Source organism: Enterobacter sp. C3_dUdeg (assembly GCF_057536195.1).
In genome coordinates this window covers 1508486-1519789 of the sequence record NZ_BAAKFX010000001.1, presented here as the reverse complement: position 1 = coordinate 1519789, position 11304 = coordinate 1508486, and the positions used below count along the sequence as shown (strand labels likewise).

9 protein-coding genes are annotated in these 11304 nt (G+C 55.8%); 6 read left to right on the top strand and 3 right to left on the bottom strand.

The features are described 5' to 3' along the window. Positions 1-50: 50 nt before the first annotated feature. Both flgK and flgL read left to right on the top strand, forming a co-directional pair. On the top strand, positions 51-1691 hold the full coding sequence (flgK, locus tag AC27FC_RS07250) for a flagellar hook-associated protein FlgK (RefSeq protein ID WP_039261885.1): 1641 nt from the start codon (positions 51-53) through the stop codon (positions 1689-1691). A 14-nt stretch (positions 1692-1705) separates the two neighbouring features. Beyond that, the gene (gene flgL, locus AC27FC_RS07245; RefSeq protein ID WP_033145208.1) at positions 1706-2659 is read left to right on the top strand and encodes a flagellar hook-associated protein FlgL; all 954 of its coding nucleotides are present in this window, start codon (positions 1706-1708) and stop codon (positions 2657-2659) included. A 75-nt stretch (positions 2660-2734) separates the two neighbouring features. On the opposite strand, the gene AC27FC_RS07240 is transcribed toward flgL, so the two are convergent. Beyond that, on the bottom strand, positions 2735-3949 hold the full coding sequence (locus AC27FC_RS07240; RefSeq protein WP_196354591.1) for an MFS transporter: 1215 nt from the start codon (positions 3947-3949) through the stop codon (positions 2735-2737). Between the two features lie 145 nt (positions 3950-4094). Here AC27FC_RS07240 and AC27FC_RS07235 point away from each other — a divergent pair, with 145 nt between their 5' ends. Then, a complete protein-coding gene (locus AC27FC_RS07235) occupies positions 4095-4997 on the top strand; it encodes a LysR substrate-binding domain-containing protein (protein ID WP_074399113.1) in 903 nt (300 codons plus the stop codon). A gap of 41 nt (positions 4998-5038) precedes the next feature. Here the strand turns inward: AC27FC_RS07235 and rne are convergent, their stop codons facing one another. Further along, complete coding sequence (gene rne, locus AC27FC_RS07230) at positions 5039-8152, bottom strand: ribonuclease E (RefSeq protein ID WP_094934962.1); 3114 nt, start codon at positions 8150-8152, stop codon at positions 5039-5041. A 572-nt stretch (positions 8153-8724) separates the two neighbouring features. On the opposite strand from rne, the gene rluC reads away from it, so the two are divergent. Then, complete coding sequence (rluC, locus tag AC27FC_RS07225) at positions 8725-9672, top strand: 23S rRNA pseudouridine(955/2504/2580) synthase RluC (RefSeq protein WP_024909023.1); 948 nt, start codon at positions 8725-8727, stop codon at positions 9670-9672. Positions 9673-9804: 132 nt separating this feature from the next. On the opposite strand, the gene AC27FC_RS07220 is transcribed toward rluC, so the two are convergent. Beyond that, positions 9805-10389, bottom strand: coding sequence for a Maf family protein (locus AC27FC_RS07220; RefSeq protein WP_094934963.1), 585 nt, complete (start codon positions 10387-10389; stop codon positions 9805-9807). Positions 10390-10529: 140 nt separating this feature from the next. Here AC27FC_RS07220 and yceD point away from each other — a divergent pair, with 140 nt between their 5' ends. Both yceD and rpmF read left to right on the top strand, forming a co-directional pair. Continuing rightward, positions 10530-11051: a 23S rRNA accumulation protein YceD gene (yceD, locus tag AC27FC_RS07215; RefSeq protein WP_014883375.1), complete on the top strand. Its 522-nt coding sequence runs from the start codon at positions 10530-10532 to the stop codon at positions 11049-11051. Between the two features lie 16 nt (positions 11052-11067). Then, positions 11068-11241, top strand: coding sequence for a 50S ribosomal protein L32 (gene rpmF / locus AC27FC_RS07210; RefSeq protein WP_003857964.1), 174 nt, complete (start codon positions 11068-11070; stop codon positions 11239-11241). Positions 11242-11304 lie beyond the last annotated feature (63 nt).

Genomic DNA, 11304 nt, shown 5'->3' with positions numbered 1-11304 from the left:
GCCGATAACCTTCATCAGGACTCGTGTCTGAACGTATAAAAGGAACCCCCATGTCCAGTTTGATTAACAGCGCCATGAGTGGCCTCAGTGCCGCGCAGTCGGCACTCAATACCGTCAGTAATAATATTTCAAGCTATAACGTGGCAGGTTACACCCGCCAGACCACGGTGCTGGGTGCATCTAACAGCACGCTGACCGGCGGTGGCTGGGTGGGTAACGGGGTTTATGTCTCCGGTGTCCAGCGTGAGTATGACGCCTTCATCACCAACCAGCTGCGCGCCGCGCAGACGCAGAGCAGCGGTCTGACGACCCGCTATCAGCAGATGTCAAAAATTGACGATGTGCTCTCCGATACCACCAACTCGCTCTCCACCACCCTGCAGGATTTCTTTAAAAGCCTGCAAACCCTGGTGAGCAACGCGGAAGACCCGGCAGCACGTCAGACGGTGCTGGGTAAAGCGGGCGGTCTGGTCAATCAGTTCAAAACCAACGATCAGTATCTGCGTGACCAGGATACGCAGGTCAATACCGCGATTGGGACCAGCGTGTCTCAGATCAACAACTATGCCAAACAGATTGCGAACCTGAACGATCAGATCTCCCGTCTGACCGGCGTCGGTGCGGGCGCATCGCCTAACGATCTGCTCGACCAGCGCGATCAGCTCGTGACTGAACTGAACAAAATCGTGGGCGTGGAAGTCTCCGTGCAGGATAGCGGCACGTTTAATATCTCTCTCGGCAACGGTTACAGCCTGGTGCAGGGCAGCAAAGCCAGCCAGCTGGCGGCCGTGAAGTCCAGCGCCGATCCGGCTCGTACGACTATCGCCTACGTCGATGACGTGGCGGGTAATATTGAGATCCCCGAGAAATTTATCACCACCGGTTCTTTAGGTGGTTTACTGACATTTCGTGCTGAAGATCTGGATAAAGCCCGTAACAGCCTGAACCAGATGGCGCTGGCCTTTGCCGACGCGATGAACACGCAGCATGAAGCCGGTTTTGATGCGAACGGTGATGCGGGCGGTAAGCTGTTCAACTTCGGTTCTCCGGCGGTCCTGTCCAACAGCAAGAACGGCGGCTCTGCCGTTGTTACGGCTTCTGTGGCGGACAGCAAACAGGTCCAGGCGACAGACTATAAGCTGCAGTTTAACGGCACTGACTGGACGATCACCCGCACGTCAGACAAAACCAGCTTTACGATGAGCCCGGATGCCAGCGGCAATCTGTCGTTTGATGGCCTTAACGTCAACGTGAGCGGCACGGCAAATACCAAAGACAGCTTTACCGTGAAGCCTGTTTCCAACGTCATCATGAACATGGATCTCGCGATCAGCGACGAGTCCAAACTGGCGATGGCATCTGTGCAGAACGGCGGCGAAAGTGACAACCGTAACGGCCAGAAACTGCTCGATCTGCAAAACGGCAAAGTGGTGGGTGGAAATAAAACCTTCAACGATGCGTATGCCTCTCTCGTCAGTACCGTCGGTAGCTCAACGGCGTCACTGAAGGTGAGCAGCCAGACGAAAGCCAACGTGGAAACGCAGTTAATCAAGCAGCAGCAGACCATCTCTGGGGTAAACCTCGACGAAGAGTATGGCAATTTGCAGCGTTATCAGCAGTATTACCTGGCCAATGCCCAGGTGCTACAAACTGCCAGTACGCTCTTCGATGCAATTATCAACATTCGTTAAGGTTGAGGTGAACAATGCGTATTAGCACCCAGATGATGTACGAGCAGAACATGCGTGGGATCACCGATTCCCAGAGCAGATGGCTGAGCTACGGTGAGCAGATGTCCACCGGCAAGCGCGTCAATCGTCCTTCGGACGATCCTATCGCCGCGTCGCAGGCCATCGTTCTGTCACAGTCTCAGTCGCAAAACAGCCAGTTTGCGCTCGCGCGTACCTTTGCAACGCAGAAGGTCTCGCTGGAAGATAACGTGTTAACCCAGGTCAACACCGCGATCTCAAGCGTGCGCGAGAAGCTCGTTTATGCGTCGAACGGCACATTAAGCGATGACGACCGTCTTTCTCTGGCAACCGATATTCAGGGGATCCGCGATCAGCTGATGAACCTGGCCAACACGACGGATGGTAATGGTCGTTTTATCTTTGCGGGATACAAAACCGAGAGCGCACCGTTTGATGCCGCGACCGGGGATTACAACGGCGGCGCTGAGGCCATCACACAGCAGGTTGATACGGCGCGAAATATGACCATCAGCCATACCGGCCAGCAAATTTTCGAAAGCATTACCAGTAATGCGGAACAGCTGCCGGGCGGTGGATATGGCCAGACCAACATGTTCAAAATCCTGGATTCTGCTATTGCCTCGCTGAAGACACCGATTGAGAACGATCCGGCTGCCGCAACGGCGCAAAGCCAGGTAATTGCCAATGCGCAAATCGGCATCAAAAACTCCCAGAACAATGTCCTGACGGTCGTTGCGGATGTGGGAACCAAGATGAACGAGCTGGAAAAACTCGACACGCTGGGTGATGACCGCGCGCTGGGTCAGACCAAGCAGATGAGTGACCTGGTGGATGTTGACTGGAACGAAGCGATTTCCTCTTACACCATGCAGCAGGCGGCCTTGCAGGCGTCTTATAAAGCGTTTAGCGATATGCAGGGCATGTCTCTGTTCCAGCTGAACAAATAACATCTTGACCTCTTGGAACATGTCTTGAAACTGGGCATGTTTTACTGCCCAATCCGTCTGGATTGGGCATTTTTTTTATGCAACTTCTGCTGATGAGGAGGTGACTCGTGCGCTTTCTATCAGACGGATTGCCAGCGCAATGACGCCACAGACCGTCGCCAGCGCGACCACGCCCGTCCAGCCGGCCAGCGAGTAGATATTGCTGCCTAACGCGGAACCCAGCGCCATCCCGATAAAGACCACCGTAAAGAGCAGGGCGTTGAGGCGACCGCGCGCCTGCGGTTCAAGGCTGTATACCAGGTTCTGGTGAGCGACCAGGCTGGACTGCAGCCCCAGGTCGAACCCGACGGCGGAGATGGCGATCAGAATCAGCTGTCCATGAACGCCCAGCGCGGGCATCAGGAACATCAGGGCGAATGAAGCGGTCACAAGAGCGGCACCAATCTGCGTGACTTTTCCTGCGCCCAGTTTGTCTGCCAGACCCCCTGCCAGCGGGGCAGCTAACGCACCGGCGGCACCTGCAATACCAAAACCACCCGCTACGGCGCTACCCAGGTGATAGCGTTCCAGCAGCATGACCGCAAGCGTAGACCAGAAGGCGCTAAAGGCAATCGACAGAAAGCCCTGAGCCAGCGCCGCACGGCGCAGCGCCGGATAGCGACGCCACAGATGCTCCATTGAGCGCATCAGCGCGGGGTAGCTCAGCGTGGAGTGAATGGCAAAACGGGGAAGCACAAACCACATCATCACCCCGACGAACGCAATGCTCGCCGCCGCCAGCTGGTACATGACGCGCCAGCCAAACGCTTCGCCCACCACGCCGCTCACGGTTCTTGATAATAAGATCCCCATCAGCAGCCCGGTCATTACCGTACCCACGGTTTTCCCCTGTTTACCTTCCGGCGCAAGGATGGCTGCGGCAGGGACAATATCCTGTGCCATGGTGGCGGCCATGCCGATGAGCAGGCTGACCAGCAGCAGAGAGTGGATCTGCCCGGTCAGGCTACAGCCGAGAAGAAACAGCGCCAGCGCCGCACTTTTTATCAGGATTAACGTCCTGCGGTCGTGGCGATCGCCGAGCGGGAGCAGGAACAGGATCCCCAGGGCATATCCCGCCTGGGTGAGCGTCGGAACCATGCCCATTCCTTCGATACTCAGGTGAAGGTCTGCGCCCATCAGCGGCAGCAGAGGCTGGGCATAATAGATAGATGCCACGCTGAAACCTGCACCGATCGCCAGCATTAAGATTACCCAGCGGCTCACGGCATGGGCGGCGGTTGTTGTGTTCATAAGATGTTCCTCATTCGTCGTGTGAGGCTATTTTTTATCAGTACGCCTTGCGACGGTAGCGGGCCCGGTGGTAAAACGCTTATACGTTAAACGTATAAGTGAAAATGCGATGAAAAGAGCTGAGCGTATAGACAGGGTGGAGCTAATGCGGACGTTTGTTCGTATTGTGGAGGCGGGATCCCTCTCTGCGGCGGCACGGCAGCTGGCTACTACCCAGGCCACGGTAAGCAGACGGTTACAGTCGCTGGAGACCATGCTGGGCGTGCGCCTGATATTGCGCACCACCCACACGACGCGGCTGACGGATGACGGCGAGCGCTGTTATCAGCACGCCCGTCGGGTGATTGACAGCTGGCTGGCGCTGGAAGATGAGGTGGGGCAGACGGAAGATGAGCCGGTAGGCGTGCTGCGGGTGCGCGCTCCTCACGCGTTTGGTCAGGACCAGCTTCTGAAACCCGTAACCGAGTTTTTGCAACGTTATCCGCAGCTTTCGATTGAGTGGATGCTCAACGATCGGTCGGCGGATTTTCTAGGCGACAACCTTGACTGTGCGATTCGGGTGGGCGTGGAAGTCGATCCGGCGACCGTGTCCGTGCTGCTGGCCGAAGTGCCGCGCTCGGTAGTGGCTTCACCGGCACTGCTGGCCCGTTTCCCGACGGTTACCACGCCGGAGGATTTGCAGCAGTTTCCCTGGATAGCAATCAGCTCATTCTACCAGCGCCATGTGGAGCTTTTTCACGATGCATCACCCGCCACCGCGCGGATTGCTATTACGCCACGGCTGAGCACCGACAGCCTGTATGTCGCACGTAACACGGCGCTCACCGGGCTTGGCGTGGCGGTGGTATCCAGCTGGACGGTACAGGATGATATTCGGGAAGGTCGGCTGGTGCATTTGCTGCCAGAGTGGCAGCCAGCGGCGTTACCGGTGCATCTGGTTTACCCCTGGTCCCGCTATTATCCGGCACGCTTGCGGCGTTTTCTGGAGTTGATGCGCCAGGTCATGCCGGAGGTCACCGGGATGAGAAAGCCCGTGCAGCAGCCATAAAAAAAGCCGACCATAAGGTCGGCTTTTTACTTTCAGCGTCGTTATTCGACAGACTGCGGACGCGTCGCCGGTGCAGTCGCCTGATGCGTTGCACTGTGGCCGCCTGCAGCGCCTTTACCGTCGAAGCTGAATGCCGGGCGTACCCAGTCGCTGTGACGCGGGGCTTCCGGCACGTAATCCGGTGCCGGGGCGCGCGTCATTGGTGCTGTCGCCACGTGGGCTGCTGCTGGCGCAGAGACAACCGGCTCAGGTTTCACCTCTGGCGCTTTCGCTTCTTCGACAACCGGTTCAACCTGAATCTCAACGTCCTGAACGACTTCTTCAGTGGTGGTTTCAACCAGGGTTTCAGCGGTGTCTTCCACTGCGGCTACAGGTTCAGCCTCTTCAGCGACTTCCTCAGCCACCACGGCATCTTCTTCGGCGATAAGCTGCGGTGCGGCATCAACCGGCGCGGCAATTACTTCTGGATGGGTGGTTTCAACTTCCACTGCGTGAGGTGCTTCAGCTTCAACAACCTCAGGTTCAACCACGGTTGCCGCTTCAGTCACGACAGCTTCTACCGCGGCTGCAATCACCTCTTCGGTTACAGGCTGTTCTTCAACAACCTGCTCCGGGCGAGCAACCGGGTAGCGGATCCAGACTTTGCCGGAGGCCATTTCTGGTGAAGCACAGGCAATGGTCAGCGGCATTGGCGACTGAGTCGGGTAACGCTCGTCACGATAGCGACGACGGCGCTGGCCGCTGACGCGCAGATGACGTGGAGAACGACGTGAACGGCGCGGCATACCGGCGTTATCACGGTTTTCACCATTATCATCCTGCTCAACGTTGTTTTCAACGACCGCTGGCAGGTCAACTTTTGCCACTTGTGTACCGGTTGCGATCTCGCTGGTTTCAACCGCGATAGCGCCTGACTCTTCGGTTGCTTCAGAGGCGAAGCGAACTTTCTGAGAAAGCTGGCGCTGCTTACGACGCGGCATAACCTGAGTACGTTCTTCCTGCTCGCCGTCCTGCTGTTCAACAGGCTCTTCGCGGTTCAGGTTTTTGACTTCCTGCTGTGCCTGACGCTTCTCGTCGTTACGGCGACGGCTGCGTTCACGGCGCGGCTGCTGGTCGTCACGCTGTTTGCTCTTCTCAGACTCATCGCCCGCCTGCTGGCGAATTTCACGATCTTCAACATTCGGCTGTTGTTTCTCGCGACGGTTGCGACGGTTGTCTTCGCGTTGCTCACGGCCTTCGCCATTCTCAGAACGGTTGTCACGGTTGTCACGACGCTCGCTGCGGTCATTGCGATCGCTGCGGTCGTTACGATCGCGGCGGTTGTTCTGACGCTTACGGCGATCCTGCTGACGCTCTGGCTTGGCTGCTTTTGGCTCTTCTTTCGGCTGCTCTGGCTGAACTTCTTCTTCAGCAAACATCTTCTTCAGCGCGCCAAAGAAGCGGCTCAGCAGACCCGGTTGCGCCGGCTGAGCTTTCGCTACCGCGGCTTCTGGTTTCTGCGCTGCAGGTTTGGCAGCAGGTTTTTCCAGAGCTGCTTCCGGTGGTGCTTCAGGCATGATGAAGGTCGCTAACGCAGGCTGCTCTGGCAGTTTGCGCTCGGCTGGCTCTTCATCGGAAGGCAGAGACATCTCTTCTTCATGCAGCTTCGGCAGCAGGTAGCTGAGGGTGGTCGTCTCTTCGCCCTTACGCACGCGCAGCACGTGATAGTGTGGGGTCTGCATCTGGTCGTTTGGCACGATGATGCAGCGAACGCCACCCTGACGCGCTTCAATCGCACTTACCGCTGCACGTTTTTCGTTAAGCAGGTAAGAGGCAACGGGCACCGGCACAATGGCGTGAACCTCTTTGGTGTTCTCTTTCAGCGCTTCTTCTTCAATCAGACGCAGAATGGAGAGGGACAGCGATTCGTTATCACGCACGGTACCGGTGCCGGAGCAGCGCGGACAAACGTGATGGCTGGACTCGCCGAGAGACGGGCTCAGACGCTGACGGGACATCTCCAGCAGGCCAAAGCGTGAGATATGGCTAATCTGGATACGCGCCCTGTCCTGACGCACCGCTTCGCGCAGACGGTTTTCAACCGCACGCTGGTGGCGTACCGGGGTCATGTCGATGAAGTCGATAACAATCAGACCACCCAGGTCGCGCAGGCGGAGCTGGCGGGCGATTTCATCAGCGGCTTCGAGGTTAGTGTTGTAGGCAGTCTCTTCGATATCGCCACCGCGCGTTGCACGCGCGGAGTTGATGTCGATAGCGGTCAGCGCTTCAGTGGTATCGATAACGATAGAACCGCCGGATGGCAGACGCACTTCACGCTGGAAGGCGGACTCAATCTGGGATTCGATCTGATAGTGGCTGAACAGCGGGATTTCACCGGTGTACAGTTTAATTTTGCTGGTGAAATCCGGACGACCCAGCGCGGCGATGTGCTGGCGCGCCAGCTCAAGCACTTTCGGGTTATCGATCAGAATCTCACCGATGTCCTGACGCAGATAATCACGGAAGGCACGCACAATAACGTTGCTTTCCTGGTGGATCAGGAACGGAGCAGGGCGGCTTTCGGCTGCTTTCTGAATGGCTTCCCAGTGCTTCAGACGGAAGCTCAGGTCCCACTGCAGCGCTTCGGCTGATTTGCCAACGCCTGCGGTACGCACGATAAGCCCCATGCCATCAGGCAGTTCGAGGCTTGCCAGCGCTTCTTTCAGCTCGGTACGGTCATCACCTTCGATACGGCGAGAGATGCCACCCGCGCGCGGGTTGTTAGGCATCAGAACCAGATAGCTCCCTGCCAGGCTGATAAAGGTGGTCAGTGCGGCACCTTTGTTGCCACGCTCTTCTTTATCAATCTGAACGATAACTTCCTGGCCTTCACGCAGAACATCTTTGATGTTTGGGCGGCCATGGGCATTGTAGTTTGCGGGGAAATATTCGCGGGCGATTTCTTTCAGAGGGAGGAAACCATGACGCTCAGCACCGTAATCGACAAATGCAGCTTCAAGGCTTGGTTCAATGCGGGTGATTTTGCCTTTGTAAATGTTCGCTTTTTTCTGTTCGTGTCCAGGACTTTCGATATCCAGATCGTACAGACGCTGCCCATCCACAAGGGCGACACGCAACTCTTCTTGCTGAGTTGCGTTGATTAACATTCTTTTCATCGTAACTTACTCGTTATTCTTACATTGACGACAAAGCTGCGGGCAAGGTGACGCTTTCCGGGGTATGAACCGATGGCCTCGTGTCTGTTCACGTCGCCAACCTCACGGTTGTCGCTCGCTTAAGAGGCGCAGAGTGTCGGTTGCCTGTATTTCATACGGAAACACAGCGCAATTATCAGGGGAATTGCCTGGGTAGAACTCTCCAGAGAACAATCCTTATACCGGGAAGTACTGCAACCCGCAGCCCGCTAACTGCCTGAAAGATCAATACGTCTTACGCCATTGCTGCGTGGATGATCGGTCAGACAAAATTGGTCATTCCGTCAACATCCTTACTTAACCAGGATTTAACACGGAAAACAGCCTCATTATTCCACTGCTCGCCGGGTTATAGCAAGATGACTTTTACCAATTATCACCCGGTTACTCACAGTTTCTTCACTTCAGAATGGCGATTGGTTTAATAACCACCAAATCGGTTGCGCGAAACGGGGAGCTGGCCGGATAAAAGTAAATATAAGCATAGAAAAATGAGTGGCGCTAATGGCTGACGATATTTAGAATCGCCAACCATGAAAACAGAGACTCCAGCCGTAAAAATGGTTGCCATCGCCGAAGATGACGCGGGGCAACGTATCGATAACTTTTTGCGCACCCAGTTGAAAGGTGTACCAAAGAGCATGATTTACCGCATCCTGCGCAAGGGCGAGGTGCGGGTGAACAAAAAACGCGTGAAGCCCGAGTACAAACTCGAGGCGGGCGATGAAGTACGTATTCCGCCGGTGCGCGTTGCGGAACGTGAAGAAGAGACCGTTTCACCGAAGCTACAGAAAGTGGCGGCCCTGAGCGATGTGATCCTGTACGAAGATGACCACATTCTGGTGCTCAATAAACCGTCAGGAACGGCTGTTCATGGCGGTAGCGGTCTGAGCTTCGGCGTGATTGAAGGGCTGCGTGCCCTGCGCCCGGAAGCGCGCTTCCTTGAACTGGTGCACCGTCTTGACCGTGACACCTCTGGCGTACTGCTGGTGGCGAAAAAGCGTTCTGCGCTGCGTTCTCTGCATGAACAGCTGCGTGAGAAAGGGATGCAGAAAGACTACCTGGCGCTGGTGCGCGGTCAGTGGCAGTCCCATGTAAAAGTGGTGCAGGCGCCGCTGCTGAAGAACATTCTGCAAAGCGGCGAACGTATTGTCCGCGTGAGCCAGGAAGGGAAACCGTCTGAGACGCGCTTTAAAGTTGAAGAGCGCTATGAGTTTGCCACGCTGGTGCGCTGCAGTCCGGTGACCGGTCGTACTCACCAGATCCGCGTGCATACGCAGTTCGCAGGGCACCCTATCGCCTTTGATGACCGCTATGGCGACCGCGAGTTTGATAAGCAGCTGGCGGGGACGGGACTGTCGCGTTTGTTCCTGCATGCGGCAGCGCTGAAGTTTACCCATCCTAATACGGGAGAAGTCATCCGTATTGAAGCACCGCTGGATGAGCAGTTGAAACGCTGTCTTAAGGTTCTGCGCGGCTAAGGTAAACGTAAAACGGCAACGAATGTTGTCGTTTTTAATGTTTGCTCCCTCTCCCTGTGGGAGAGGGCCGGGGTGAGGGCATCAGGCCGCAGTTTAGTAGGCCCATGCAAGCGAAGCGCCGCTGGGCAAAAGTCACATGGTCAGCGGATTACACTCTTCTCGCCTAAACATCTGACATAGGGCGATCAGCGGTAACCCCACCAGCGTGTTGGGATCGCGACCGTCCAGCTTGTCGAACAGCGCAATCCCCAGTCCTTCGCTTTTAAAGCTCCCCGCACAGTTCAGCGGACGTTCCCGGCGCACATAATCCACAATCTCTTGCTCGCTGAGATGGCGGAAGTGTACGTCGAACGGCTCGCATTCGGTTTGCAGATGACCGGTGGCAGAGTTATAAAGCGCCAGGCCGGTATAAAAGGTCACGATAGTGCCTCGCGCGCGCAGAAGCTGCTGGCAGGCGTTCTCCTCCGTATGGGGCTTGCCGGTGATTTCGCCGTCCAGCACGCAAACCTGGTCTGAGCCTATAATCAAATGTGCGGGATAACGTGCGGCCAGCGACTGCGCTTTCTCTTTAGCAAGACGCATCACCAGATGACGCGGTGATTCGCCCGGCTGTGGCGTCTCATCAACCTCTGGCGCGGCGCATTCAAACGGGATCCCGAGCTTTTCCAGCAGCATTCGGCGGTAGGGAGACGTGGAAGCAAGGACGAGATTTGGCATATTTTTATCACCAGATATAGCGTATCGATGCCAGCCATTTTAAACTACAGGCCGCAATGTGTGCGAATAATTGGCAAAAGGCAGCTCTGGTTGCCTTTTTCTTTGACTCTATGACGTTACAAAGTTAATATGCGCGCCCTATGCAAAAGGTAAAATTACCCCTGACTCTTGATCCGGTTCGTACGGCTCAAAAACGCCTCGATTACGAAGGTATCTATACTTCCGATCAGGCTGAGCGTATTGCCGAATCCGTAGTCAGTGTGGACAGTGATGTAGAATGCTCCATGTCGTTCGCTATCGACAACCAGCGTCTCGCCGTTTTAACCGGTGATGCAAAGGTGACGGTAACGCTCGAGTGTCAGCGTTGCGGGAAACCGTTTGTACAGCATGTTCACACAACGTATTGTTTCAGTCCGGTTCGTTCTGACGAACAGGCTGAAGCACTCCCGGAAGCGTATGAGCCGATTGAGGTTAACGAATTCGGTGAAATCGATCTTCTGGCTCTGGTTGAAGATGAAATCATCCTCACCTTGCCAGTAGTTCCGGTGCATGATTCTGAACACTGTGAAGTGTCCGAGGCGGACATGGTCTTTGGGGAACTGCCTGATGAAGCGCAAAAACCAAACCCATTTGCCGTATTAGCCAGCTTAAAGCGTAAGTAATTGAGGAGTAAGGTCCATGGCCGTACAACAGAATAAACCAACCCGTTCCAAACGTGGCATGCGTCGTTCCCATGACGCGCTGACCGCAGTTACCAGCCTGTCTGTAGACAAGACTTCTGGTGAGAAACACCTGCGTCACCACATCACCGCTGACGGTTTCTACCGCGGCCGCAAGGTTATCACTAAGTAATCACGCGCAAGCGTGATTAGGCTTAGTGAGGATTTCCCCGTGCAAACGGGGAATTTACCGAAC

What these genes read in the sequence shown, in the direction of transcription:
- AC27FC_RS07235 (WP_074399113.1), top strand. Translation starts at nt 4,095, where the DNA reads ATGCGGACGTTTGTTCGTATTGTGGAGGCGGGATCCCTCTCTGCGGCG.
- flgL (WP_033145208.1), top strand. Translation starts at nt 1,706, where the DNA reads ATGCGTATTAGCACCCAGATGATGTACGAGCAGAACATGCGTGGGATC.
- flgK (WP_039261885.1), top strand. Translation starts at nt 51, where the DNA reads ATGTCCAGTTTGATTAACAGCGCCATGAGTGGCCTCAGTGCCGCGCAG.
- AC27FC_RS07240 (WP_196354591.1), bottom strand. Translation starts at nt 3,949, where the DNA reads ATGAACACAACAACCGCCGCCCATGCCGTGAGCCGCTGGGTAATCTTA.
- yceD (WP_014883375.1), top strand. Translation starts at nt 10,530, where the DNA reads ATGCAAAAGGTAAAATTACCCCTGACTCTTGATCCGGTTCGTACGGCT.
- rpmF (WP_003857964.1), top strand. Translation starts at nt 11,068, where the DNA reads ATGGCCGTACAACAGAATAAACCAACCCGTTCCAAACGTGGCATGCGT.
- rne (WP_094934962.1), bottom strand. Translation starts at nt 8,152, where the DNA reads ATGAAAAGAATGTTAATCAACGCAACTCAGCAAGAAGAGTTGCGTGTC.
- AC27FC_RS07220 (WP_094934963.1), bottom strand. Translation starts at nt 10,389, where the DNA reads ATGCCAAATCTCGTCCTTGCTTCCACGTCTCCCTACCGCCGAATGCTG.
- rluC (WP_024909023.1), top strand. Translation starts at nt 8,725, where the DNA reads ATGAAAACAGAGACTCCAGCCGTAAAAATGGTTGCCATCGCCGAAGAT.